This window comes from Dyella sp. SG562 (genome assembly GCF_011759495.1).
In the GTDB taxonomy this organism is placed as follows: domain Bacteria; phylum Pseudomonadota; class Gammaproteobacteria; order Xanthomonadales; family Rhodanobacteraceae; genus Dyella_D; species Dyella_D marensis.
Map to the genome: position 1 here is coordinate 109,663 of NZ_JAAOYS010000012.1, position 24,130 is coordinate 133,792.

The following is a 24,130-nucleotide window of genomic DNA, read 5'->3' on the forward strand; positions in this document are numbered from 1 at the left end:
GGCGCGTGACCTCCATCAGCCGCACCCTGCACGGCCGGCGCGACCTGCTCGCGCCGGCCGCTGCATTTCCGGAGCGCTATCCCTGCCTGCTGCAAAGCGTGGTGCGCGGCACCCCGCAGGCGCGCTTCGACCTGCTGTTCGCCTTTCCGCGCGACAGCCTGACCCTGCACGGCGACGGCCGCGTGCTGGACGGGCAGGGCGCGGAACACGCGGGCGGTTTTCTCCATGCGCTCGACGCCGCCTGGCAGGCCGAACGCCTGCCGCGCGAAGCGGACGACGGCCTGCCGTTCCACGGTGGCTGGGTGCTGCTGCTGGCGTATGAACTGGCCGGCGAAATCGAGCCGCGCCTGCGCCTGGCGCAGGACGAGGTCTTGCCGGTGGCGCTGGCGCTGCGTTGCCCCGCGGCAGTCATCGTCGACCACGAACGCGAGCGCACCGTGCTGGTCGCCGAAGCCGGCTGCGAGGCACTGCTCGACCTTATGGCCGCCGACCTGGAAGCGCACGTGGATATCGCGCCGCTGCCGCTGCCGGTGGCGCGCGACGAAGACGATCCGCAGCTGTTCCTCGACGGCGTGGCGCGCATCCACGAACACCTGCATGCCGGCGACATCTTCCAGGTGAACCTGTCGCGCGCATGGCGCGCGCAGTTCGCCGAAGCGCCCGCGCCGGCTTCGCTGTATGCCTCGCTGCGCCAGGCCAATCCGGCGCCGTTCGCTGGCCTGCTGCAGCAGCCGGCCTGGGCGGTGGTGAGCTCCTCGCCCGAGCGGCTGGTGGAAGCGCGCGGCGGTATCGCGCAGACGCGGCCGATCGCCGGCACGCGCCCGCGCACGCCGGCGGACGACGAGCTGGCGCGCATCCGCGAGCTGCGCACGCATCCGAAGGAGCGCGCCGAGCACGTGATGCTGATCGACCTGGAACGCAACGATCTTGGCCGCGTCTGCGTGCCGGGCACGGTGCAGGTCGACGAGCTGATGGTGGTGGAGAGCTATGCGCACGTGCACCACATCGTGTCCAACGTGCGCGGCAAGCTGCGCGCCGGGGTGACGCCGGGGCAGGTGATCGCCGCCACCTTCCCGGGCGGCACCATCACCGGCTGCCCCAAGGTGCGCTGCATGGAAATCATCGCGGCGCTGGAGCACGCGCCGCGCGGCGCCTATACCGGCGCGCTGGGCTATCTCGACCGCAACGGCGATCTGGACCTCAACATCCTGATCCGCACGCTCACTCTTTCCGGCCGCCAGGTCAGCCTGCGCGCGGGGGCGGGCATCGTCGCCGACTCGGTGGCGGACAAGGAGCTGGACGAAACCCGCGCCAAGGCGCGCGGCCTGCTGCGCGCGCTGGGAGCGGCGGACTGATGGCGGCGCCGTCGCGCCTGCTGGTCGATGGCGCGGCGGACGCCGCGCTGTCGCCGCTGGACCGCGGGCTGGCCTACGGCGACGGGCTGTTCGAGACGATCCGCTTCGTCGCCGGCCGTGCGGCGTTGTGGCCGCGGCATATGCAGCGCCTGCGCGAGAGCTGCGCACGCCTGTGCCTGCCGGCGCCGGATGAAGCCTTGCTTGCACGCGAAGCGGCCGCCGTCGCGGACGGTATGGCCGATGCCGTCGTACGCATCACCATCACCCGCGGCGTGGGCGAGCGCGGCTATGCCATGCCCGCATCGCCGCAGCCCACCCGCATCGTCGCCGCGTTCGCCGCGCCCGTGACGGCGCCGGAGACGTACCGCGACGGCCTGCGCCTGCGCCTGTGCCAGCTGCGGCTGGCCGAGCAGCCGCTGCTGGCCGGCATCAAGCATCTGAACCGACTGGAACAGGTGCTGGCGCGCGCGGAATGGGACGATCCCTCCATCGCCGACGGCCTGCTGCTCGACGGCGCCGGCCGCGTGATCTGCACCACCATGGCCAACCTGTTCGCGGTGATCGGCGGCGCGCTGGTCACGCCCTCGCTGGAGCGCTGCGGCGTGGCCGGCGTGGCGCGCGCCGAAGTGCTGGCCGTGCGCGAGGTGCGGGTGCGGGAACTGGCCCTGGGTGAGCTGCCGCATGCGCAGGAGCTGTTCCTCAGTTCCAGCGTGCGCGGCATCGTGCCGGTGCGGAGCATGGCCGAGACCGTGTATGTTCCCGGACCGGTCACCCGCGCCCTGCAGTCGCACTGGCGCGAGCTTGGTTTTCCGACGGAGCACTCATGAGTCGACGCAAGACGAAAGGGCGCGCGCTGGGCCGCGGCCTGGTTCTCCTGCTGCTGCTGGCGGTCGCCGGCGCGCTGGCCTACGGCTGGCGCGAGTTCGCGCGCTTCAGCGCGGCGCCGCTGAACGTGCAGGCCCAGAACTTATCGGCGCCGGGGCAAAGCATCGACGTCGGCCGCGGCAGCAGCCTGAAAGAGATCGTGGCGCAGCTGCGCGCGCAGGGCGTCAGCGCCGAGCATCCGCTGTACTGGCGCGCGCTGGCCGAGCAGCTGCGCGTGGCCGGCCGCCTGCATGCCGGCGAATACGCGCTCACCCCCGGCATGACGCCGCGCGACCTGCTCGCCAACATGGCCGCGGGCCGGGTGATGCAGCGCAACTTCACCATCGTCGACGGCTGGACCTTCCGCGAACTGCGCCAGGCCCTGGCCAAGGCCGACAAGCTGCGCCAGGACGGCGCGGCGCTGGACGACACCCAGCTGATGGACCGGATCGGCGCCGCCGGCGAAATGCCCGAAGGCCGCTTCCTGCCGGAGACCTACGCCTACGTGAAGGGCGACAGCGATATCGACGTGCTCAAGCGCGCGCATGCCGCCATGAGCAAGACGCTCGACGCGCTGTGGGCGCAGCGCGACAAGGACGTGCCGCTGGCCACGCCGTACGAGGCGCTGATCCTCGCCTCCATCGTGGAGAAGGAAACCGGCCGCGCCGACGAGCGTCCGCGCATCGCCGGCGTGTTCGTGCGCCGCCTGCGCACGCACATGCTGCTGCAGACCGATCCCACCGTGATCTACGGCATGGGCGAGAGCTACGCCGGCAATATCCACCGCAGCGACCTCACCACCGACACGCCGTACAACACCTATACCCGCGCCGGCCTGCCGCCGACGCCGATCGCCCTGCCGGGCAAGCCGGCGCTGGAGGCGGCGCTGCATCCGGCGGCCGGCAGCGAGCTGTATTTCGTCGCGCGCGGCGACGGCAGCCATGTGTTCTCCAGTACGCTGGACGAACACAATCGCAATGTCGCCTGTTATCAGTTGAAGCGGTGCCAATGAGCCAGACACGCGGAAAATTCATCAGCCTCGAAGGTGGCGAAGGCGCGGGCAAGAGCACCTTGCTGGCCGGGCTGCGCGCCTGCATCGAAGCGCGCGGCGTCGACCTGCTGCTGACCCGCGAGCCGGGCGGCACCACCCTGGGCGAGGCGGTGCGCGGCATCGTGCTCGATCCCGCCTTGCGCGGCATGGCCGCGGAAACCGAATTGCTGCTGATGTTCGCTTCGCGCGCGCAGCTGGTGCGCGAGCTGATCGAACCGGCGCTGGCCGCCGGCCGCTGGGTGCTGTGCGACCGCTTCACCGACGCCAGCTACGCCTACCAGGGCGGCGGGCGCGGCCAGCCGGTGGAGCGCATCGAGGCGCTGGAGCAGTGGGCCACCGGAGGTCTCGCGCCCGACCTCACCTTGCTGCTGGACTTGCCCGTCGCCACCGGCCGCGCGCGCGCCGCGGGGCGCGGCGAAGCGGATCGCATCGAGGTGGAAGCGGATGCGTTCTTCGAGCGCGTGCGCGCCGCGTATCGCACGCGTGCCGCGGCACAGCCGCAGCGCTTCCGCGTGATCGACGCCAGCCATTCGCCGGAAGAAGTGCTGCGTGCCGCCGAGCAGGCCATCGCGCCTTTGTTCGAGGCTGCGCCATGAGCACGATGCCCTGGCATGCGGAACTGTGGGAACGACTGCAGGCGCGCCGCCGCCGCGATGCCATGCCGCATGCGCTGCTGCTGTGCGGGCCGGCGGGCCTGGGCAAGCGCGACTTTCTGCGCCGCTTCGTGCGCGGCTTGCTGTGCGAGCAGTCCGTCGACGGCGATGCCTGCGGCCGCTGCCGCAGCTGCCTGTTGCTGGACGCGGGCACGCATCCGGACTTGATCGCCTTGAGCTTCGGCCTGCGCAAGGACGGCGTGCAGCGCAGCGACATCGTGGTCGACCAGATCCGCGATCTTTCCTCGCGCCTGGCCATGGCCAGCCAGTTCGGCGGCTGGCAGATCGCCACCATCGATCCGGCCGATTTCATGAATACCGCGGCGGCGAACGCGCTGCTGAAGACGCTGGAAGAACCTTCGCGGAACACCTTGCTGCTGCTGGTGGCCGACGCGCCCTGGCGCATGCCGCAGACCATCCGCAGCCGCTGCCAGCGCATCGAATTCCAGGTGCCTGCGCGCGAGGAGGCACTGGCCTGGCTGCAGGGCGAGGGCGTGAAGGATGCGGCCGCCGCGCTCGATGCAGCCGGCGGCAATCCCGGCCTGGCCAAGGCCTGGGCGGAGCAGGGCGCGCTCGCGCGCCGCCAGGAAGTGCGCAAGGACCTCGCCGCGCTCGCGGCCGGCCGCGGCGAAACCATGGAAGTGGTGCGCCGCTGGCTGGACAACGAACCGGAGCAGCGCCTGTGGTTCGCCGCGCAGGCCGCGGCCGACGAAGCGCGCGGCCGTGCGGGTGCGGGCAACGGTCCGCTGTCCAGCCATCTGGATGCCGAAGCGCTCGACGACTGGTATCGCGCCGCCAACCATGCGCGCGATGCCTTGCGCGGTCCGCTGCGCGGCGACCTGCTGCTGCTGGAATTGCTCTCGCGCTGGCGCTGACTCGCACCGCGGCGTAGGTTGGGGTGAGCCGCAGGCGAACCCCAACGTCGACACCTTTGCACTGCGATGTTGGGGGGCGCCTGCGGCTCACCCCAACCTCCGATGTCCTGGACTGGAAAGCTCGCAGACAGCCCGTTTTTCTAAACTGGCTGGATGAGTTTTGCCAAGGAAAAACCCTTCACGGTTCGGTGGCCATGGCTGGCATTGGCGCTGCTCGCCGTGCTGCGCCTGGCGTGGTTGAACGCCTATCCGCTCAATTCCGACGAAGCGCAGCACGCGCACGTGGCCTGGGCATGGACGCAGGGGCTGCACGTCTACCGCGATGTGTTCGACAACCACGGCCCGCTGTTCAGCGGCCTGCACTCGCTGGTGCTGGACCTGATCGGCGCGCGCGCCGACGCGCTGACCTGGCTGCGCCTGTCGATGCAGGCCTGGTATGCGCTGGCGCTGTTCGCGGTGTGGCGCATGGGGCGCCGGCTGTACACGCCGAACATCGCGTTCTACGCGATGCTGATCGTGGCCCTGGTGCCGCGCTTCTTCCTGGTCAGTGGCCAGTTCCGCACCGACGACATGTGGATGGCGCTGTGGCTGGCGGCGCTGGCCGTGGTGGTGGGCGCGCCGCCGCGGGCGTGGCGCTGGTTCGTCGCGGGCGTGCTGGTGGGCGCGGCCTTGTCGGTGTCGCAGAAGACGTTGGTGCTGCTGGGCGTGGCCGGCTTCGCGGGCCTGGTGGTGTCGCTGGCGCGGCCGCCGGGGCGGCGCGTGCCGCGGCTGCGTTCGCTCGCCTGCGGCATCGCGGGCCTGCTGCTGGTGCCGGCGCTGTTCGCGCTGTGGCTGGCCTGGCGCGGCGACCTGGGGCCGGCGTGGTACGGGCTGGTCGGCTACAACGTCGGCGGCGCGCGCAAGGCGTATGCGCTGCCCAAGCTGCTGGTCTTCGTGCTGCTGTCGGGCGTGTGCGTGCGGCTGGCTTATGGGCATGTGCGGCGCGTGGCGCGCGAGGTGTTCGATTGGCCCGTATTCCTGGCGCTGCAGGCGGGCCTGTTCCTGTTCCTGGTGTGGTTCGTGTGGCCGCTGATCACCGCGCAGGATTTCCTGCCGGCGATCCCGCCGCTGGTGCTGGTGCTGGCCGGTGCGATCGCGCGGCTGCCGTGGCTGCGCGAAAGCGCGGCACGCCGGCGCGCGGTGGGCAAGGTGGTGATCGGTGTCGAGCTGGCCGCGCTGCTGCTCGGCGCGCCGCCGTGGCTGGACCGCCTCGCGCCGCAGCGCGCGGAGCTGGCCGCGGTGCTGCACTACACCGATGCGGGCGAGACGGTGATGGACCCCAAGGGCGACGCCATCTTCCGCCCGCGGCCGTATTTTCCGGTGATCGAAAGCATGGCGATGATCCGCCTGCGCCGCGGCCATATGGCCGACACCATCGCCGAGGAGATGGCGCGCGACCGCACCATGCTGGTGCTGCGTCGGCGCCTGCCGCCGGCCAGCGATGCCTTCGTGCGGCGCAATTACCTGCCGCTGCGCGACGAGGTATGGCTGGCCGGCCAGTACCTGCCGCCTGCATCGGGAACACGTTCCGTCGACCTCGCCTTGGCGGGCAGTTATGTACTGAGCGACGGCAAGGGCCTGGTGCAGGCCTCGGTCGACGGTGCGCCCGCCGGTACGGCATGGACCTTGGCCGCGGGACGCCATCGCATCGACGCCGCCAATGGCCGCGCCCTGGTGCTGGTGTGGAAGCGCGCCTGGGAGCGCGGCTGGCGACCGGCGGCATTGCCGCCGCCGGTGGAAGACGAGGAGGGCGCGGACGCATGCCAGTGACGATCGACGCGCGGACCCGCCTGCTGGTGGTGGCGCCGCATCCGGACGACGAAAGCATCGCCACCGGCGAATTGATCCAGCACGTGCGCGCCGCGGGCGGCGCGGTGGAGATCCTGCTGCTCACCCTGGGCGACAACAATCCCTGGCCGCAGCGCTGGCTGGAACGCCGGCTGCGCATCCGCGCCGGGGACCGCCGCCGCTGGGGCGCGCGCCGGCGCCAGGAAGTGGCCGGCGCGCTGGCGCGGCTGGGCCTGCCGCAGGAAGCGCTGCATCCACTGGGCCTGCCGGACATGGGCCTGACCGCGTGCATCCGCGACGACCTCGATGGCCAGCTGCACGCCTGGACCGGCTGGCTGGATCGCTGCCGGCCGAACCTCATTGCCGTGCCGGCGCTCGGCGACGGCCACCCCGACCACAGCGCCGCCCATGTGCTGCTGCGCCTGGCGGTGGCGCGCTGGCGGGAAGCGGGGCAGGGCGAGGCGCCGTTGCTGCTGAGCTACCTGGTGCATGGCCGCGCGGCGGAGCGCGGCGAAGCGGTCGCTCTGCCTTCCTCCGCGGCCATCCATGCGGCCAAGCTGGCGGCGCTGGACGAACACCAGAGCCAGGTCGCGCTCAGCGGCGGACGCATGCGCGGGCTGGCCGGGCGGCCGGAAGTGTTCCGCACGGTGGAGCCTGCCGGCGGCGAAGGCTGGCTGCCGTGGCAGCCTTCCGCCACGCAGCGGCCCTGGCTCAAGCTGACCCTGGCCGGCCGCGACGGCGCATGCACCTGGCCCTGGTCGAAGGCGCCGCTGGAGCGCGCTGCCTCGGGCCGCTGGCGCCTGTTGCCGGAAGCGGCGCCCGGCCCGCGCTTCGTCAAGCTCCACTGCGAGCTGCCGTCGCTGTGGATCTTCGACCGCTGGGGCTGGTGCGAGCTGTAGCGGGCGGCTGTGAACCGGCTCCCACGGCAGGCCATGCACGCTTTACGCCCAGGCGGGCCGCTCGCTACGATGCCCGCCATCGGGCCGACACCGTCCACGGCCCGCGGGGACGCAGCATGAATCCGGCCATCGCGGCCCGCCAGGGCATCATTTCATTGAAGATCAAGGACACGGCCGCGCTCTACAACGCGTACATGCCGTTCCTCAAGCACGGCGGCCTGTTCGCCCCCACCGCCCAGGGCTATTCGCTGGGCGACGAAGTGGTGCTGCTGGTCAACCTCGCCGACGAAGGCGAGCGCTTGTCGGTGGCCGGCAAGGTGGTCTGGGTCACGCCGGTCGGCGCCCAGGGCAACCGCACGGCCGGCATCGGCGTGCAGTTCAACGACTCCTCCGACGGCGAAGTCGCGCGTTCCCGCATCGAGGCCATCCTGGCCGGCATGAGCGGCTCCGAACGCCCCACTCACACGATGTAACGCCGCCGTCACGGCAGCAGGCGCGGCATGGCGTCGCGGGGCCGGCTGCCGCTTGCCGGCAGCGCTTGCCAGCAGGCCGATGAAATAGCCGTCAAGGCTTGTTGTTGTTAAACGCACTGATACAATGTCCCGATTCCCGAATTCGATCGTGGAAAGTCGGACGCTCGTGCTTGCAACGCGCGCGATCGTGGCTCGAAAGCCCGCGGCCTCCTGGCCATGCCGATCCGCAGTAGACCGGACCTGTTTTACCCCTGGCCGTTTCCCCCGGACGGTCACTGATGCGCCCCGGCGGCGCGGAGGTACGCGACATCGTGCTTGCCGAATACTGGCCCATCCTGCTCTTCATCGGCGTCGCGACGGGCTTAGGGCTCGTCCTGCTGGCCATCGGCCTGCTGGCCGGCCCCCGCCGTCCCGAATCGGAAAAGCTCTCGCCCTACGAGTGCGGCTTCGAGGCCTTCGAGGACGCCCGCATGCGCTTCGACGTGCGCTATTACCTGCTGGCGATCCTCTTCATCATCTTCGACCTGGAAATCGCCTTCCTGTTTCCGTGGGCGGTGGTGTTCGACAAGATCGGCTTGACGGCCCTGATCGAAATGGCCTTGTTCCTGCTGCTCCTGGTGATCGGTTTTGCTTACGTGTGGAAGAAGGGAGCACTGGAATGGGAGTGATCTCCTCGCTTGACCGGGTGATGCACAACCCGCAGCCGCTGAACGTGGTGGACGACATCCTGCGTCCGGCCGGCGACAACCCGGTGATCCAGCGCGGCGCGGTGACCACCACGGTCGACGCGCTGATGAACTGGGCGCGCACCGGCTCGATGTGGCCGATGACCTTCGGCCTGGCCTGCTGCGCGGTCGAGATGATGCACGCCGGCGCCGCGCGCCTGGACCTGGACCGCTACGGCGTGATCTTCCGTCCCAGCCCGCGCCAGTCCGACGTGATGATCGTGGCCGGCACCCTGGTCAACAAGATGGCCCCGGCGCTGCGCAAGGTCTACGACCAGATGCCCGACCCCAAGTGGGTGATCTCGATGGGCAGCTGCGCCAACGGCGGCGGTTACTACCACTATTCGTATTCCGTGGTGCGTGGCTGCGACCGCATCGTGCCGGTGGACATCTACGTGCCGGGCTGCCCGCCGACGGCCGAAGCGCTGATCCACGGCATCCTGCAGTTGCAGAAGAAAATCCGCCGCACCAGCACCATCGCGCGGTCCTGAGGCCTTAAGCCATGAGCGAAACGCAAACGAACTCGCTGGCCGAGCGCCTGTCCGCGCGATTCGGCGACACGCTGAAGATCAGCGTCGCCCGCACCGAAGTCACCGCCGAAGTGGCCGCCGCCGACCTGATCGCGGTGGCCACCGCGCTGCGCGACGAGCCGGCCTTCCGCTTCGGCGAGCTGATCGACCTGTGCGGCGTGGACTACCTCGGCTACGGCCAGACCGAATGGGATACCGAGACGGTGTCCGGCACCGGCTTCTCGCGCGGCGTCGAAGGCGAGGCGATGGGCCGCTTCAAGTGGGCCGACCGTCCGCGCGACGTCAGCCAGCCGCGCCGCTTCGCCGCGGTCATCCACCTGCTGTCGGTCGAGAACAACCAGCGCCTGCGCCTGCGCGTGTTCGGCGAGGACGACAGCCTGCCGGTGGTGCCCTCGGTCACCGGCGTGTGGGCCGGTTCCAACTGGTTCGAGCGCGAGGCGTTCGACCTCTACGGCATCATCTTCGAAGGCCATCCGGACCTGCGCCGCATCCTCACCGACTACGGTTTCGTGGGGCATCCGTTCCGCAAGGACTTCCCGCTGATCGGCAACGTCGAAGTGCGCTACGACCCCGAGCAGAAGCGCGTGGTCTACGAACCCGTGTCGATCGAGCCGCGCGTGCTGGTGCCGCGCGTGATCCGCGACGACGCCGACCTGTTGCAGGCCAAGGCCGAAGCCGCCGATAACTGGCGGGAGAACTGAGCATGCAGGAAATCCGCAACTACACGATGAACTTCGGCCCGCAGCATCCGGCCGCGCACGGCGTGCTGCGCCTGGTGCTGGAGATGGACGGCGAGACCATCGTCCGCGCCGACCCGCACGTGGGCCTGCTCCATCGCGGCACCGAGAAGCTGGCCGAGGCCAAGCCGTTCAACCAGTCGATCGGCTACATGGACCGCCTCGACTACGTGTCGATGATGTGCAACGAGCACGCCTACGTGCGCGCGATCGAGACCCTGCTGGGCATCGAGGCGCCGGAACGCGCGCAGTACATCCGCACCATGTTCGACGAGATCACCCGCATCCTGAATCACCTGATGTGGATCGGCTCGAACGCGCTCGATCTCGGCGCGATGGCGGTGTTCCTGTACGCCTTCCGCGAACGCGAAGAACTGATGGACGTGTACGAGGCCGTCTCCGGCGCCCGCATGCACGCCACGTACTACCGTCCGGGTGGCGTCTACCGCGACCTGCCGGGCAAGATGTCGCAGTACCGCGAGTCGCCCTGGCACAAGGGCAGCGACCTCAAGCGCCTGAACGCCTGGCGCGAGGGTTCCATGCTCGACTTCCTTGAGGCCTTCACCGCCGACTTCCCGTCGAAGGTGGACGAGTACGAGGAGCTGCTCACCAACAACCGCATCTGGAAGCAGCGCACCGTCGGCATCGGCGTGATCTCGCCGGAGCTGGCCCAGCAGTGGGGCATGACCGGCGCGATGATCCGCGGCTCGGGCGTGGCCTGGGACCTGCGCAAGAAGCAGCCCTACGCCAAGTACGCCGAGATGGATTTCGACATCCCGGTCGGCGTCAACGGCGACTGCTACGACCGGTACCTGGTGCGCGTGGAAGAAATGCGCCAGTCCAACCGCATCATCCAGCAGTGCGTGGCCTGGCTGCGCGCCAACCCGGGCCCGGTGATGGTGGAGAACTTCAAGGTCGCGCCGCCCAGGCGCGAGGCCATGAAGGAGGACATGGAAGCCCTCATCCACCATTTCAAACTGTTCACCGAAGGCTACGGCGTGCCGGCCGGCGAGACCTACTGCGCGGTCGAGGCGCCGAAGGGCGAGTTCGGCTGCTACCTGGTCTCCGACGGCGCCAACAAGCCGTTCCGCGTGCATCTGCGCGCGCCGGGCTTTGCCCATCTGTCGTCGATCGATCCCATCGTGCGCGGCCACATGCTGGCCGACGTGGTGGCGATGATCGGCACCTATGACCTCGTGTTCGGCGAAGTCGATCGCTGAGCCGACGGGAGCATACGCATGAAAGCCACCGGAAATTACGAGCAGGTCAAGCACGTCGACCCGCTCGTCGCACTCAACGAGCACACCCGCCATCACATCGACGAGTGGGTTGCCAAGTTCCCGCCGGACCGCAAGCGCTCGGCGCTGATCCAGGCGCTGTTCGCCGCGCAGGAGCAGAACCAGGGCTTCCTCACCGACGAGCTGATCACCGCCGTCGCCAAGTACCTGGAGCTGCCCGCGGTGTGGGCGTACGAGGTGGCCAGCTTCTATTCGATGCTGGAGACCAGGCCGGTCGGCCGCAACAACGTCGCCATCTGCACCAACATCTCGTGCTGGCTCAACGGCGCCGAGGCGCTGGTCGCGCATTGCGAGAAGAAGCTGGGCATCAAGCTGGGCGAGAGCACCCCGGATGGCCGCGTCTACCTCAAGCGCGAAGAAGAATGCATCGCCGCCTGCGCCTGCGCGCCGGCGATGACCGTCAACGGGCATTACCACGAGCGTCTCACGGCCGACAAGGTCGACGAGATCCTCGACGGTCTCAAGTAAGGGTCACGGCGTCATGGCATACGGTCCCGCACCCCAGGAACACCAGGTCGTCTACACCACGCTGCATTTCGACAAGCCGTGGGCGATGGACAGCTACACCCAGGTCGGCGGCTATGAAGCGTGGAAGAAGATCCTCGCCGAGAAGCCCGACCCGAACGCGCTGATCGAAGAGATCAAGAAGAGCAATCTGCGCGGCCGCGGCGGCGCGGGCTTCCCGACCGGCCTGAAGTGGTCCTTCATGCCCAAGGGCAACATGCAGAAGTACATCCTCTGCAACTCCGACGAGTCGGAGCCGGGCACCTGCAAGGACCGCGACATCCTGCGCTTCAACCCGCATGCGGTGATCGAGGGCATGGCCATCGCCTGCTACTGCACCGGCTCCACCGCGGCGTACAACTACCTGCGCGGCGAGTTCCACCACGAACCCTTCGAGCACTTCGAGGAAGCGCTCAAGGAAGCGTATGCCGCGGGCCTGCTGGGCAAGAACATCCAGGGCACCGGCCTGGACGTGGACATCTACGGCGCGCTCGGCGCCGGCGCCTACATCTGCGGCGAGGAAACCGCGCTGATGGAATCGCTGGAAGGCAAGAAGGGCCAGCCGCGCTTCAAGCCGCCGTTCCCGGCCAACTTCGGCCTGTACGGCAAGCCGTCGACCATCAACAACACCGAAACCTACGCCTCGGTGCCGGCGATCCTGCGCAAGGGCGCGGACTGGTTCCTGGCGCAGAGCAAGACCAAGAACGGCGGCCCGAAGATCTTCTCGGTCTCCGGCTGCGTGCAGAAGGGCGGCAATTTCGAAGTGCCGCTGGGCACCACCTTCGACGAGCTGCTGGAAATGGCCGGCGGCCTGCGTCCGGGCCGCACGCTCAAGGGCGCGATCCCGGGCGGAGTGTCGATGCCGGTGCTGACGGCGGCGCAGCTGAAGGGCCTGCCGTTCGACTACGACACCCTGCGCGACCTCAAGACCGGCCTGGGTTCCGGCGCCATCGTGGTGCTGGACGACACCGTCTGCACGGTGCGCTTCACCCGCCGCATCTCGCAGTTCTTCCATAAGGAATCCTGCGGCCAGTGCACGCCGTGCCGCGAAGGCACCGGCTGGATGCACCGCGTGCTGGACCGCATCGTGGAAGGCAAGGGCACCATGGACGACCTGCATCGCCTGAAGGCGATCGCGGGCCAGATCGAAGGCCACACCATCTGCGCGTTCGGCGAGGCGGCGGCTTGGCCGGTGCAGGGTTTCCTGCGCCAGTTCTGGCATGAATTCGAGTACTACATCGTCAACGGGCGTTCCATCGTCGACGACCAGATCGGAGTCGCCGCATGAGCGCGCAGCCCGTGAACAACACGCCGCCCGATCTCCTCAACATCGAGGTCGACGGCAAGCCCACGCAGATCCGCAAGGGCGCCATGATCATCGAGGCGGCGGACGCCATCGGCGTGTCGATCCCGCGCTTCTGCTATCACCGCAAGCTGCCCATCGCCGCCAACTGCCGCATGTGCCTGGTGGAAGTGGAGATGGGCGGCAAGCCCATGCCCAAGCCGCAGCCGGCCTGCGCCACTCCGGTGGCCGAGGGCATGAAGGTCACCACCCGTTCCGCCGGCGCGCTGAAGTTCCAGCGCGACGTGATGGAATTCCTGCTGATCAACCATCCGCTGGACTGCCCGATCTGCGACCAGGGCGGCGAGTGCGAACTGCAGGACGTGGCCCTGGGCTACGGCCGCAGCGTGTCGCGCTACACCGAGCGCAAGCGCACCATCGCCGACGAAAACCTCGGGCCGCTGGTCGCCACCGAGATGACCCGCTGCATCCAGTGCACCCGCTGCGTGCGCTTCACCAGCGAGATCGCCGGCACCTACGAGCTGGGCGGCATGAGCCGCGGCGACAACCTGCAGATCGGCACCTATATCGGCAAGGCGCTGGAGACCGAGCTGTCCGGCAACGTCATCGACGTGTGCCCGGTCGGCGCGCTCACCAACAAGCCGTTCCAGTTCAAGGCGCGCGCCTGGGAACTGGTGGCCAAGCCGTCCGTCGGCTACCACGACGCGCTGGGCTCCAACCTGTGGCTGCATACGCGCCGCGGCGAGGTGCTGCGCACGGTGCCGCGCGACAACGAAAGCATCAACGAGTGCTGGCTGTCGGACCGCGACCGCTACAGCCACCAGGGCATGTACGCGGCCGACCGCATCACCGCGCCGCAGGTCAAGCGCAACGGCCAGTGGCAGTCGACCACCTGGGAAGACGCGCTGATCGTGGCCGGCGAAGCGCTGGCCAAGGCGCGCGGCGAACTCGGCTTCCTGGTTTCCCCGGCCACCACCAACGAGGAAGGCGACCTGCTGGTGCGCCTGGCCCATGGCCTGGGTTCGGCGCATATCGACCACCGCCTGCGCCAGACCGACTTCGCCGACCAGGCCCACGCCCAGGCCTTCGGCCTGCCGGTGGCGGAAGTGGACAAGGTCAAGGCCGCGCTGCTGGTCGGCGCCGACCTGCGCTACGAAATGCCGCTGCTGAACCACCGCGTGCACCAGGCGGTGAAGAAGGGCGCCAAGGTCTACGCCGTCAATCCGGCGCGCTTCAACTTCAACTACGCGCTGGCTGGCGAAGAGATCGTCGCGCCGCAGGCCATGGCCGACGCGCTGCTGGCGCTGGCCAAGGCGGCAGTGCAGGGCGGTGCCACCGCACCGGCCGCGCTGGCTGCCGCCATCGACGCCGTGCAGGCCGACGACGGCGATCGCGGCGCGATCGACGCGCTGAAGGCCGGCAAGGCCGTGGTGATCCTCGGCGAAGCCGCCGCGACGCATCCGCAGGCCTCCTGGCTGCGCGCGATCGCGCGCTTCATCGCCCAGGCCACCGGCGCCGGCTACAACGAAATCCCGGTCGGCGCCAACGCGCTGGGCCTGAGCCGCGTCGGCGTGCTGCCGGGCAACGGCGGCCTCGACGCGCAGGCGATGCTGGCGCAGCCGCGCAAGGCCTACGTGCTGTACGGCGTGGAGCTGCCGCACGACGTCGCCGACGGCGCCGCCGCGCTGCAGGCGCTGACCGGCGCCGAAAGCGTGGTCGCGTTCTCCGCCTACGCCGCCCCGGCGCTGCGCGACCTGGCCGACGTGATCCTGCCGATCGCGCTGCTGCCGGAAATCGACGGCACCCTGGTCAATGTCGACGGCCTCGCGCAAAGCGTGGTCCAGGGCGCCCGCGCTCCCGGCGACGCCCGCCCGGGCTGGAAGGTGCTGCGCGCGCTCGGTGGCGGCCTGAAGCTGGCCGGTTTCGAGTTCGACGACCTGGCCGGCCTGCGCGACGACATCGCCGACCGCGTGCCGGCCGCCCGCGAAGGCCTGGCGCCGCGCGCCGCGGCCGACGGCCTCACCCGTCTGGCCACCTGGCCGATGTACCGCTCCGACGCCGTGCTGCGCCGCGCGGGCGCGCTCAGCGCGCATCCGCTCAACCGCGAGCCGGCCGTGCGCCTCAGCCCGGCCGAGGCGCAGCGCCTGGGCCTGGCCGACGGCGCTTCGGTGCGCATCGGCAAGGTCGCGCTGCCGGTGGCCGTCGACGAGTCGGTGCCGGACGGCACCGCCTGGATCGAAGCCGCGCACGAACTCACCGCCACGCTGCCGCCTTACGGCGCGGCCATCACCTTGAGCAAGGCGTAAGCCATGGGCGAACAGATCCTCAACCAGCTCGTCTGGCCGATCATCTACATCCTGTGCATCGCCGTTCCGGTGATCCTGGCGGTGGCGATGTTCGTGTACTGGGAGCGCAAGGTCATCGGCTGGATGCACGTGCGCATGGGGCCGAACAAGATCGGTCCGCTCGGCCTGCTGCAGGCCTTCGCCGACGTGGTGAAGCTGCTGATCAAGGAAGTGATCCTTCCGACCAGCGCGAACAAGTTCCTGTACTACCTGGCGCCGCTGCTGGCCCTGGTGCCGGCGATGGCCGCGTGGGCGGTGATCCCGTTCAACGACAAGATGGTGCTGGCCAATGTCAACGCCGGCGTGCTGTACCTGCTGGCGATGACCTCGCTGGGCGTGTACGGCATCATCCTGGCCGGCTGGGCCTCCAACTCGCGCTACGCGCTGCTGGGCGCGATGCGTTCCGCCGCGCAGGTCATCTCCTACGAACTGGCCATGGGCCTGTGCCTGGTCTGCGTGCTGGTGCTGGCCGGCAGCCTGAACCTCACCGACATCGTGCATGCGCAGTCGGGCAGCAAGGGCATCTTCGAGTGGTTCATGTGGCCGCTGCTGCCGGTGTTCGTCATCTACTTCATCTCCGGCGTGGCCGAGACGAACCGCGCGCCGTTCGACGTGGCCGAAGGCGAATCGGAAATCGTCGCCGGCTTCCACGTGGAGTATTCGGGTTCGGCGTTCGCCATCTTCTTCCTGGCCGAATACGCCAACATGATCCTGGTCAGCTTCCTGGCCGCGATCCTGTTCATGGGCGGCTGGCTGTCGCCGTTCCCCTCGTCGGTGCCGTTCCTGGGGCAGGGCAGCTTCTTCTGGCTGTTCGCGAAGGCGTTCTTCTTCGCCTTCCTGTTCCTGTGGTTCCGCGCCAGCTTCCCGCGCTACCGCTATGACCAGATCATGCGGCTGGGCTGGAAGGTGTTCATTCCCATCACCATCGTCTGGGTTCTCGTGGCCGGCTGCATGAAGTATTTCGGCTGGGTCAGCATCGGCACGGGAGGCTGAAGAAAACCATGTCCGGCATTAGCAACTATTTCAAGAGCCTGCTGCTCATCGAGCTGTTCAAGGGCATGGGCCTGACCATGCGCTACATGTTCAGCCCCAAGTACACGATGCGCTACCCGATGGAGCACATCCCCAAGTCGAACCGCTTCCGCGGCCTGCATGCGCTGCGCCGCTACGCCAACGGCGAGGAACGCTGCATCGCGTGCAAGCTGTGCGAGGCGGTGTGCCCCGCGCTGGCCATCACCATCGACTCCGCCCCGCGCGAGAGCGACGGCCAGCGCCGCACCACGCGCTACGACATCGACCTGTTCAAGTGCATCTTCTGCGGCTTCTGCGAGGAGAGCTGCCCGGTCGACTCCATCGTCGAGACGCACGTGCACGAATACCACTTCGAAAAGCGTGGCGAAAACGTGGTGACCAAGCCGCAGCTGCTCGCCATCGGCGACCGCTTCGAGCATGAAGTCGCCGCCGCCCGCGCCCAAGACGCCGCGTACCGCTAAAGGACACAACCGTGATCGATCCGTCTGTGTTCCAACTTGTCTGCTTCTACGCTTTCGCGGCGGTCACCGTGGTGGCGGCGCTGGGCGTCATCACCCTGCGCAACTCGGTGCATGCCGTGCTGTCGCTGGTGCTGACCTTCTTCAGCACGGCCTGCATCTGGCTGCTGGCCGAGGCGGAGTTCCTGGCCATCGCGCTCATCGTGGTCTACGTCGGCGCGGTGATGGTGCTGTTCCTGTTCGTGGTGATGATGCTGGACATCAAGCAGGAGCACCTGCGCGAAGGCTTCATCCGCTACCTGCCGGTGGGCATCGTGGTGGCCGTGGTGATGCTGGTGGAAATGCTCGCCCTGATCGGCGTGCGCACCATGCACGAGGCGGTGATGGGGGCCAACCCGGCCACCGCCGCCGGCCTGTCCAACACGCAGTGGCTGGGCCAGGCGCTGTACACCCAGTTCCTGCTGCCGTTCGAGATCGCCGCGCTGATCCTGACCGTGGGCGTGGTCGCGGCCGTGGCGCTGACCCTGCGCCACCGCGGCGGCACCCGCCACCAGACGGCCGCGCAGCAGGTCGCCGTGAAGGCCACCGACCGCGTGCGCATCGTGAAGATGGCGGCCGAGCGCCCCGCGACCGACGCGCCCGCGCAGACCCAGAATCCGGAGACCAAGCCATGATCACGCTGTCGCACTTCATCGTGCTTGGCGCGGTGCTGTTCTGCATCGCGGTGGCCAGCCTGTTCATCAACCGCAAGAACGTCATCGTGCTGCTGATGTCGATCGAGCTGATGCTGCTGGCCGTGAACATCAACTTCGTGGCCTTCTCGCGCTTCCTCGGCGACGTGGCCGGCCAGGTGTTCGTGTTCTTCATCCTCACCGTGGCCGCGGCGGAAACCGCCATCGGCCTGGCGATCCTGGTCCTGCTGTTCCGCAATCGCAGCACGATCAACATCGCCGAAATCGACAGCATGAAGGGCTGAGCCGATGATCTCCACCTCCATCCTGCTGGTCATCGCGCTGGCGCCGCTGCTCGGCTGCCTGCTCGCCGGCTTCCTCGGCAAGTTCATCGGGCGCGCCGGCTCGCACAGCGTCACCATCCTCGGCGTGGCGGTTTCCTGCGCGCTGTCGATGTACGTGCTGTACCAGCTGTGCACGGGCGCCGTGCCGGTCTACAACCAGAACATCTACACCTGGTTCGAGATCGGCAAGTACACCGCCACGGTCGGTTTCCTGATCGACAAGCTGTCCGCCATGATGATGGTGGTGGTCACCTTCGTGTCGCTGCTGGTGCACATCTACACCATCGGCTACATGGCGGAAGACGACGGCTACCAGCGCTTCTTCAGCTACATCTCGCTGTTCACCTTCTCCATGTTGATGCTCGTGATGAGCAACAACTTCATGCAGCTGTTCTTCGGCTGGGAAGCGGTGGGCCTGGTGTCGTACCTGCTGATCGGCTTCTGGTTCAAGCGCCCGACCGCGATCTTCGCCAACCTCAAGGCCTTCCTGGTCAACCGCGTTGGCGATTTCGGCTTCCTGCTGGGCATCGCCGCGATCCTGTACTTCCTGGGCACGCTGGACTACTCCGCCGCGTTCGCCAACGCGCCGAGCCTGGTCGGCAAGACCCTGCAGATCACCCAGAACCATGCCTGGGACGCCGCCACCGTGATCGGCGTGCTGCTGTTCATCGGCGCCATGGGCAAGTCGGCCCAGGTGCCGCTGCACGTGTGGCTGCCCGATTCGATGGAAGGCCCGACCCCGATCTCGGCGCTGATCCACGCGGCCACCATGGTGACCGCGGGCATCTTCATGGTCGCGCGCATGTCGCCGATCTTCGAGCTGTCCGAAGGCGCGCTCAGCTTCATCATGGTGATCGGCGCCACCGGCGCGCTGTTCACCGGCCTGATCGGCATCGTGCAGAACGACATCAAGCGCGTGGTGGCGTACTCCACGCTGTCGCAGCTGGGCTACATGACCGTGGCGCTGGGCGTCTCGGCGTACTCCGGCGCGGTCTTCCACCTGATGACCCATGCCTTCTTCAAGGCGCTGCTGTTCCTGGGCGCGGGCTCGGTGATCATCGCCATGCACCATGAGCAGGACATGCGCTACATGGGCGGCCTGCGCAAGTACATGCCGGTCACCTGGATCACCATGTGGATCGGTTCGCTGGCGCTGTGCGGCGTGCCGTTCTTCGCGGGCTTCTATTCGAAGGACGCGATCATCGAGGCGGTGGGCGAGTCGCACCGCTGGGGCGCGGGCTATGCCTATGCCTGCGTGCTGATCGGCGCGTTCGTCACCGCGCTGTACACCTTCCGCCAGATGTACCTGACCTTCCACGGCAAGGAGCGCTTCACCGTGGTGGCCTGGCATGGCCATGGCCACGATGCGCACGCCGCCCATCACGACGCGCACCATGGCGATGCGCATCACGATGACGCACACCACGATGACCATGGCCACCATGAGCCCGGCGTGCTGCACCATGCGCCGAAGGAGTCGCCGTGGGTGGTGACCCTGCCGCTGGTGCTGCTGGCGATCCCGTCCATCGTGATCGGCGCGATCGGCGTGAAGTCGATGCTGTTCGGCGGCTGGTTCGGCGAAGCCATCCACGTCAACGAAGCCAATGACGTGTTGGCGGAAGTGGGCCACGAGTTCCATGGCTGGGCCGCGATGGCGCTGCATGGCTTCCTGCAGTGGCCGTTCTTCCTGGTGCTGGCCGCCTTCGTCATCCAGACCTACATCTACCTGTTCAACCCGTCCGTCGCCGACAAGATCAAGAGCGCGCTCAAGCCGCTGTGGACCGTCCTGGACCGCAAGTACTGGGTCGACGACGTCTACTTCGCGCTGTTCGCCAAGGGCGGCGTGAAGCTCGGCCGCGCCCTGTGGAAGGGCGGCGACGCCGCGGTGATCGACGGCGCGCTGGTGAACGGCTCGGCCTCGCTGGTCCAGCGCATCGCCGGCGGCGTGCGCGCGCTGCAGTCCGGCTACCTCTATCACTATGCCTTCGCGATGATCCTCGGCCTGATCCTGCTGCTTGGCGGGTATTGGCTGGTCGGGCAATAAGGGAACCCAGCTCCATGTTCAATCACTTGCTCAGCCTGCTGATCTGGCTCCCGATCGTCGGCGCCATCCCCGTGCTGCTGGCCGGCTCCGGCCGTCCCAATACCGCACGCTGGATCTCGCTGCTGGTGGCCGTGCTCACCTTCGTGCTCAGCCTGTTCCTGTTGACGCAGTACAACGCGGCCGACAGCAGCAAGCAGCTCGGCGAAAGCTATCTGTGGATCGCCTCGCTCGGCGTGCACTACGGCCTGGCGGTCGACGGCATCGCGGTGGCGCTGATCCTCTTGACCAGCTTCGTCGGCATCCTGGTCATCGTCGGCGCCTGGGAAGTCATCCAGAACCGCCCGCACCAGTACATGGCCGCCATGCTGGTGCTCGAAGGCCTGATGATCGGCGTGTTCTGCGCCACCGACGCGCTGCTGTTCTACGTGTTCTTCGAAGCCATGCTGATCCCGATGTTCATCCTCATCGGCATCTGGGGCGGTCCGCGCCGCGTGTACGCGACGCTGAAGTTCTTCATCTACACCTTCCTCGGCTCCATCTTCATGCTGGTGGGCCTGATCTACCTGTACCTGAAGGCGGGTTCGTTCGACCTGGCCACGCTGGCGGCGCTGCCGCTGAGCATGCGCGAGCAGACCTGGCTGTTCTTCGCCTTCCTGGCCGCCTTCGCGGTGAAGGTGCCGATGGTGCCGGTGCACACCTGGCTGCCGGATGCCCACGTGGAGGCGCCGACCGGCGGTTCGGTGGTGCTGGCCGCGGTGATGCTGAAGATCGGCGGCTACGGTTTCCTGCGCTTCTCGCTGCCGATCGTGCCGGACGCTTCCGAGGCCTACGCCTGGGTGGTGATCGGCCTGAGCCTGATCGCGGTGGTCTACATCGGCTACATCGCCCTGGTGCAGGACGATATGAAGAAGCTGGTGGCGTATTCGTCCGTGGCGCACATGGGCTTCGTCACGCTGGGCATCTTCATCGCCTTCATGCTGGTGCGCGGCGCCGGCAACCTGGACGCGGCCAAGCTCGGCATGCAGGGCGCGATGGTGCAGATGATTTCGCACGGCTTCGTATCGGGCGCGATGTTCTCCTGCATCGGCGTGCTGTACGACCGCCTGCATAGCCGCCAGATCAAGGACTACGGCGGCGTCATCAACGTGATGCCGTGGTTCGGCTTCTTCTACGTGCTGTTCGCCATGGCCAACAGCGGCCTGCCGGGCACCAGCGGCTTCGTCGGCGAGTTCCAGGTGATCCTGGCCAGCTTCCAGGCCAATCCGTGGATCGCGCTGTTCGCCGCCTTCACCCTGATCATCGGCGCCGCCTACACCTTGTGGATGGTCAAGCGCGTGCTGTGGGGCGAGGTGACCAACCCGCACGTGGCCGAGATGAAGGACATCAACGGGCGCGAAGCCTTCGTGCTGATCGCCTTTGCCGCCGCGGTGATCGCGCTGGGCGTGTGGCCGCAGCCGCTGATCCACCTGATGGACAGCTCCGTGTCGCAGCTGGTGCAGCAGCTTGGCAACCACAAGATCTGAGAATGACCATGCCGAATCTCAATGACATTCTGATCATGCTGCCGGAGTTGTACCTGGTGGCGGCGGCGTGCCTGCTGTTGCTGCTGGACGCCTTCATGAAGCCGGAGCAGCGCAGCCTGCTGCACTGGCTGTCGATCGCGGTGGTGCTGGTGGCCATCTACCTGGTGATCTCCGGCCAGCCGGAACAGCCGGTGCGCGCCTTCGGCGGCATGTTCGTGCGCGACGGCGTGGCGGAGATCTTGAAGACCTTCGCGCTGCTGTGCGTGGCGCTGGTCTTCGTCTACTCGCGCTCCTACCTGGCCGACCGCAAGCTCTACGTCGGCGAGTTCTACACGCTGATGATCTTCGCGGTGATCGGCGTGATGCTGCTGGTCTCGGCCGGCAACCTGATCACGGTGTACCTGGGCCTGGAGCTGCTGACGCTGTCCTCGTACGCGCTGGTGGCGCTGAACCGCGATTCGAAGCTCTCGTCCGAAGCGGCGGTGAAGTACTTCGTGCTGGGCGCGCTGGCCTCGGGCATGCTGCTGTACGGCATGTCGATGGTCTACGGCGCCACCGCCACGCTGGACCTGGCCACCCTGCACGGCGCCGCCGCGCATACCGGCGTGCCCAACCTGCTGCTGTTCGGCATGATCTTCATGATCATCGGCATCGGCTTCAAGCTGGGCGCTGCGCCGTTCCACATGTGGATTCCGGACGTGTACCAGGGCGCGCCGACCGCGGTGACCATCTTCATCGGTTCCGCGCCGAAGCTGGCCGCGTTCGGCATGGCCTACCGCCTGCTGGAAGCGGGCCTGGGCGACCTGTCGGCGCACTGGCAGCAGATGCTGGCCGCGCTGGCGGTGCTGTCGCTGGCGATCGGCAACCTGGTCGCGATCGTGCAGACCAACCTCAAGCGCCTGCTGGCCTATTCGACCATCTCGCACATGGGCTATCTGCTGCTGGGCCTGGTCAACGCCGGTCCGGAAGGCTACGCGTCGGCGCTGTTCTACGCGATCAGCTACGCGCTGATGGGCACCGCGGCCTTCGGCGTGATCATGGCGCTGGCCCGCGCGGGCTTCGAGTGCGAGGAGATCGACGATCTCAAGGGCCTCAACCAGCGATCGCCGTGGATGGCCTTCCTGATGATGCTGGTGATGTTCTCGCTTGCCGGCGTGCCGCCGCTGTTCGGCTTCTTCGCCAAGTTCCTGGTGCTGCAGTCGGCCATCCATGCCGGCATGCTGTGGCTGGCGATCGTCGGCGCGGTGTTCGCCATCATCGGCCTGTACTACTACCTGCGCGTGGTGAAGGTGATGTACTTCGACGCGCCGGTGGAAGGTACCGAGATCAAGCTGCAGCAGGATCCGGCGCTGCGCCTGGTGCTGTCGCTCAATGCGCTCACCTTGCTGGTGCTGGGCCTGGCCTGGGGTCCGCTGCTGGGCTGGTGCAAGAGCGTGTTCCCCGGTTGATCGATGCGGCGGCCGATGCCGCCGCGTTGATGCAGCAAGCGTGCGATTGAGAAGAGTTGTATGGGGTCGGGTAAGAATTCCGCAAAAAAAGTTTTACGGAATTCGCCTAGAGCCCTTGCAAGAATTCGGCCATCCCGCTATAGTTTCATTTCTCTGGTGCGGGGTGGAGCAGTCTGGCAGCTCGTCGGGCTCATAACCCGAAGGTCGTAGGTTCGAATCCTACCCCCGCTACCAATTATTCGATTCGGCGTCCTCGCAAGAGGGCGCCGAATTTCTTTGGGCGCTCGAAAAACCTCGCTTCGCATTCGCGCGCCGGGCTCAGGCCAGCCCGCGTAAATGTTGCGGAATCGCGTTAATCAGACTATGATTCGTGAACTCTGAGGCGGACAAAGCGGAATAACGAAGCGCTTCCACAGCGCATCCTAGGTTCCCCCGCTACCGGATCTTTCTTTGAACAAGAAAGCCTCCTCGTGAGGCTTTTTTGTTGGGCGCAAGGATGCGTCGCATAGTCGTCACGCCCGGCTTGCTATTCGTACCGGTTTGCGCGCGCACATGCCCGGAAAGAGCCCCGGAAGAGTCGGGACATCGGCGAGATAAGGGAATGGGCCGTTGGAGCCCATTTTTCGTTTCTGGCGACGGTAAATAGACGGTTTTTATGGACACGCAGGCACTCGCACAACGCTTCACCGAGGTACTGGCCGATCTGGGCCTGAGCTGCCTTGGCGTGGAATTCTCCCCGTCGCAGGGGCAGAGTACCCTGCGCGTTTACCTGGACGTGGAAGGGCGCGAAGTCTCCCTCGACGATTGCGAGGCGGCCAGCCGCGAGCTGTCGGCCATGCTCGACGTGGAAGACCCGATCCCGGGGCATTACCTGCTGGAAGTGTCCTCGCCGGGCATCGACCGCCCGCTGTTCACCGCGGCGCAGTTCGGCAAGGTCGCCGGCCAGGAAGTGAAAGTACTGCTGAAGGCGCCGATCGAAGGGCGCCGCCGCCTGCGCGGCAAGGTCACCGCGGTGGAAGGCGAGCGCATTTCGCTGGAAGCCGAGGGGAAGGTGTTCGAGTTCGATCACGACGCGGTGGAAAGCGCGCGCGTGGTGCCGGATTGGGCAGCGCTCGGCTACGTGCCGCAGCCCAAGCCCGGCAAGAAGCCGGTCAAGAAGACCAAGTAATCC

Annotated in this window: 23 protein-coding genes and 1 tRNA gene; all 24 read left to right on the forward strand. The window is 67.7% G+C overall.

Features of this window, described 5'->3' with window-relative positions; genetic code table 11:
• Positions 1 to 5: 5 nt before the first annotated feature.
• The 24 genes from FHW84_RS19230 to rimP all read left to right on the forward strand — a co-directional run bounded on the left by FHW84_RS19230 (position 6) and on the right by rimP (position 24,127).
• Positions 6 to 1,355 carry an aminodeoxychorismate synthase component I gene (locus FHW84_RS19230; RefSeq protein ID WP_167257593.1) on the forward strand — a complete coding sequence of 450 codons (1,350 nt, stop codon included), beginning with the start codon at positions 6 to 8 and terminating at the stop codon, positions 1,353 to 1,355.
• Entirely contained in the window at positions 1,355 to 2,182 is an 828-nt protein-coding gene (gene pabC / locus FHW84_RS19235) for an aminodeoxychorismate lyase (protein ID WP_167257594.1), read from the forward strand. The genes FHW84_RS19230 and pabC overlap by 1 nt, the downstream gene beginning before the upstream one ends.
• Positions 2,179 to 3,231 (forward strand): endolytic transglycosylase MltG, encoded by a 1,053-nt coding sequence (gene mltG / locus FHW84_RS19240; protein WP_167257595.1) that lies wholly within the window; start codon positions 2,179 to 2,181, stop codon positions 3,229 to 3,231. Before pabC ends, mltG begins: the two co-directional genes overlap by 4 nt.
• Positions 3,228 to 3,866, forward strand: a complete 639-nt coding sequence (tmk, locus tag FHW84_RS19245; RefSeq protein ID WP_167257596.1) for a dTMP kinase — start codon at positions 3,228 to 3,230, stop codon at positions 3,864 to 3,866. The genes mltG and tmk overlap by 4 nt, the downstream gene beginning before the upstream one ends.
• A complete protein-coding gene (gene holB / locus FHW84_RS19250; protein ID WP_167257597.1) occupies positions 3,863 to 4,798 on the forward strand; it encodes a DNA polymerase III subunit delta' in 936 nt (311 codons plus the stop codon). Before tmk ends, holB begins: the two co-directional genes overlap by 4 nt.
• Before the next feature lie 153 nt (positions 4,799 to 4,951).
• Positions 4,952 to 6,607, forward strand: a complete 1,656-nt coding sequence (locus FHW84_RS19255; protein WP_167257598.1) for a glycosyltransferase family 39 protein — start codon at positions 4,952 to 4,954, stop codon at positions 6,605 to 6,607.
• Positions 6,598 to 7,524: a PIG-L family deacetylase gene (locus FHW84_RS19260; RefSeq protein WP_167257599.1), complete on the forward strand. Its 927-nt coding sequence runs from the start codon at positions 6,598 to 6,600 to the stop codon at positions 7,522 to 7,524. The genes FHW84_RS19255 and FHW84_RS19260 overlap by 10 nt, the downstream gene beginning before the upstream one ends.
• A 116-nt stretch (positions 7,525 to 7,640) precedes the next feature.
• A complete protein-coding gene (locus FHW84_RS19265; RefSeq protein WP_035322846.1) occupies positions 7,641 to 7,997 on the forward strand; it encodes a PilZ domain-containing protein in 357 nt (118 codons plus the stop codon).
• A 311-nt stretch (positions 7,998 to 8,308) separates the two neighbouring features.
• Entirely contained in the window at positions 8,309 to 8,665 is a 357-nt protein-coding gene (locus tag FHW84_RS19270; RefSeq protein WP_167257634.1) for an NADH-quinone oxidoreductase subunit A, read from the forward strand.
• Positions 8,656 to 9,213 carry an NADH-quinone oxidoreductase subunit B gene (locus FHW84_RS19275; RefSeq protein ID WP_026634440.1) on the forward strand — a complete coding sequence of 186 codons (558 nt, stop codon included), beginning with the start codon at positions 8,656 to 8,658 and terminating at the stop codon, positions 9,211 to 9,213. Before FHW84_RS19270 ends, FHW84_RS19275 begins: the two co-directional genes overlap by 10 nt.
• Before the next feature lie 11 nt (positions 9,214 to 9,224).
• Positions 9,225 to 9,953: an NADH-quinone oxidoreductase subunit C gene (locus FHW84_RS19280; RefSeq protein WP_167257600.1), complete on the forward strand. Its 729-nt coding sequence runs from the start codon at positions 9,225 to 9,227 to the stop codon at positions 9,951 to 9,953.
• Positions 9,954 to 9,955: 2 nt separating this feature from the next.
• A complete protein-coding gene (locus FHW84_RS19285) occupies positions 9,956 to 11,209 on the forward strand; it encodes an NADH-quinone oxidoreductase subunit D (protein ID WP_167257601.1) in 1,254 nt (417 codons plus the stop codon).
• Between the two features lie 18 nt (positions 11,210 to 11,227).
• The gene (gene nuoE / locus FHW84_RS19290) at positions 11,228 to 11,755 is read left to right on the forward strand and encodes an NADH-quinone oxidoreductase subunit NuoE (RefSeq protein WP_167257602.1); all 528 of its coding nucleotides are present in this window, start codon (positions 11,228 to 11,230) and stop codon (positions 11,753 to 11,755) included.
• A 13-nt stretch (positions 11,756 to 11,768) separates the two neighbouring features.
• Positions 11,769 to 13,079, forward strand: a complete 1,311-nt coding sequence (nuoF, locus tag FHW84_RS19295) for an NADH-quinone oxidoreductase subunit NuoF (RefSeq protein WP_167257603.1) — start codon at positions 11,769 to 11,771, stop codon at positions 13,077 to 13,079.
• Entirely contained in the window at positions 13,076 to 15,400 is a 2,325-nt protein-coding gene (gene nuoG, locus FHW84_RS19300) for an NADH-quinone oxidoreductase subunit NuoG (protein ID WP_167257604.1), read from the forward strand. The genes nuoF and nuoG overlap by 4 nt, the downstream gene beginning before the upstream one ends.
• A 3-nt stretch (positions 15,401 to 15,403) precedes the next feature.
• Entirely contained in the window at positions 15,404 to 16,432 is a 1,029-nt protein-coding gene (nuoH, locus tag FHW84_RS19305; protein WP_167257605.1) for an NADH-quinone oxidoreductase subunit NuoH, read from the forward strand.
• Between the two features lie 8 nt (positions 16,433 to 16,440).
• A complete protein-coding gene (gene nuoI, locus FHW84_RS19310) occupies positions 16,441 to 16,932 on the forward strand; it encodes an NADH-quinone oxidoreductase subunit NuoI (RefSeq protein ID WP_167257606.1) in 492 nt (163 codons plus the stop codon).
• Between the two features lie 14 nt (positions 16,933 to 16,946).
• On the forward strand, positions 16,947 to 17,603 hold the full coding sequence (locus FHW84_RS19315) for an NADH-quinone oxidoreductase subunit J (RefSeq protein ID WP_167257635.1): 657 nt from the start codon (positions 16,947 to 16,949) through the stop codon (positions 17,601 to 17,603).
• Positions 17,600 to 17,905 (forward strand): NADH-quinone oxidoreductase subunit NuoK, encoded by a 306-nt coding sequence (gene nuoK / locus FHW84_RS19320; RefSeq protein ID WP_026634431.1) that lies wholly within the window; start codon positions 17,600 to 17,602, stop codon positions 17,903 to 17,905. The genes FHW84_RS19315 and nuoK overlap by 4 nt, the downstream gene beginning before the upstream one ends.
• Positions 17,906 to 17,909: 4 nt before the next feature.
• Positions 17,910 to 19,988 (forward strand): NADH-quinone oxidoreductase subunit L, encoded by a 2,079-nt coding sequence (gene nuoL, locus FHW84_RS19325; RefSeq protein ID WP_167257607.1) that lies wholly within the window; start codon positions 17,910 to 17,912, stop codon positions 19,986 to 19,988.
• A 14-nt stretch (positions 19,989 to 20,002) separates the two neighbouring features.
• Complete coding sequence (locus FHW84_RS19330) at positions 20,003 to 21,511, forward strand: NADH-quinone oxidoreductase subunit M (RefSeq protein ID WP_167257608.1); 1,509 nt, start codon at positions 20,003 to 20,005, stop codon at positions 21,509 to 21,511.
• A gap of 8 nt (positions 21,512 to 21,519) precedes the next feature.
• Positions 21,520 to 22,959 carry an NADH-quinone oxidoreductase subunit NuoN gene (nuoN, locus tag FHW84_RS19335; protein WP_167257636.1) on the forward strand — a complete coding sequence of 480 codons (1,440 nt, stop codon included), beginning with the start codon at positions 21,520 to 21,522 and terminating at the stop codon, positions 22,957 to 22,959.
• 157 nt (positions 22,960 to 23,116) lie between these two features.
• Positions 23,117 to 23,193, forward strand: a tRNA-Met gene (locus FHW84_RS19340).
• Between the two features lie 421 nt (positions 23,194 to 23,614).
• The gene (gene rimP / locus FHW84_RS19345) at positions 23,615 to 24,127 is read left to right on the forward strand and encodes a ribosome maturation factor RimP (RefSeq protein WP_167257609.1); all 513 of its coding nucleotides are present in this window, start codon (positions 23,615 to 23,617) and stop codon (positions 24,125 to 24,127) included.
• The last annotated feature ends 3 nt before the right edge of the window (positions 24,128 to 24,130 follow it).

Excerpts from the sequence above, each read along its gene's own strand:
- nuoF (WP_167257603.1), top strand. The coding sequence starts at position 11,769 with ATGGCATACGGTCCCGCACCCCAGGAACACCAGGTCGTCTACACCACG.
- FHW84_RS19260 (WP_167257599.1), top strand. The coding sequence starts at position 6,598 with ATGCCAGTGACGATCGACGCGCGGACCCGCCTGCTGGTGGTGGCGCCG.
- nuoE (WP_167257602.1), top strand. The coding sequence starts at position 11,228 with ATGAAAGCCACCGGAAATTACGAGCAGGTCAAGCACGTCGACCCGCTC.
- FHW84_RS19280 (WP_167257600.1), top strand. The coding sequence starts at position 9,225 with ATGAGCGAAACGCAAACGAACTCGCTGGCCGAGCGCCTGTCCGCGCGA.
- pabC (WP_167257594.1), top strand. The coding sequence starts at position 1,355 with ATGGCGGCGCCGTCGCGCCTGCTGGTCGATGGCGCGGCGGACGCCGCG.
- FHW84_RS19265 (WP_035322846.1), top strand. The coding sequence starts at position 7,641 with ATGAATCCGGCCATCGCGGCCCGCCAGGGCATCATTTCATTGAAGATC.
- rimP (WP_167257609.1), top strand. The coding sequence starts at position 23,615 with ATGGACACGCAGGCACTCGCACAACGCTTCACCGAGGTACTGGCCGAT.
- nuoG (WP_167257604.1), top strand. The coding sequence starts at position 13,076 with ATGAGCGCGCAGCCCGTGAACAACACGCCGCCCGATCTCCTCAACATC.
- FHW84_RS19285 (WP_167257601.1), top strand. The coding sequence starts at position 9,956 with ATGCAGGAAATCCGCAACTACACGATGAACTTCGGCCCGCAGCATCCG.
- FHW84_RS19255 (WP_167257598.1), top strand. The coding sequence starts at position 4,952 with ATGAGTTTTGCCAAGGAAAAACCCTTCACGGTTCGGTGGCCATGGCTG.
- tmk (WP_167257596.1), top strand. The coding sequence starts at position 3,228 with ATGAGCCAGACACGCGGAAAATTCATCAGCCTCGAAGGTGGCGAAGGC.
- mltG (WP_167257595.1), top strand. The coding sequence starts at position 2,179 with ATGAGTCGACGCAAGACGAAAGGGCGCGCGCTGGGCCGCGGCCTGGTT.
- FHW84_RS19330 (WP_167257608.1), top strand. The coding sequence starts at position 20,003 with ATGTTCAATCACTTGCTCAGCCTGCTGATCTGGCTCCCGATCGTCGGC.
- FHW84_RS19275 (WP_026634440.1), top strand. The coding sequence starts at position 8,656 with ATGGGAGTGATCTCCTCGCTTGACCGGGTGATGCACAACCCGCAGCCG.
- nuoI (WP_167257606.1), top strand. The coding sequence starts at position 16,441 with ATGTCCGGCATTAGCAACTATTTCAAGAGCCTGCTGCTCATCGAGCTG.
- nuoH (WP_167257605.1), top strand. The coding sequence starts at position 15,404 with ATGGGCGAACAGATCCTCAACCAGCTCGTCTGGCCGATCATCTACATC.
- nuoL (WP_167257607.1), top strand. The coding sequence starts at position 17,910 with ATGATCTCCACCTCCATCCTGCTGGTCATCGCGCTGGCGCCGCTGCTC.
- nuoN (WP_167257636.1), top strand. The coding sequence starts at position 21,520 with ATGCCGAATCTCAATGACATTCTGATCATGCTGCCGGAGTTGTACCTG.
- holB (WP_167257597.1), top strand. The coding sequence starts at position 3,863 with ATGAGCACGATGCCCTGGCATGCGGAACTGTGGGAACGACTGCAGGCG.
- nuoK (WP_026634431.1), top strand. The coding sequence starts at position 17,600 with ATGATCACGCTGTCGCACTTCATCGTGCTTGGCGCGGTGCTGTTCTGC.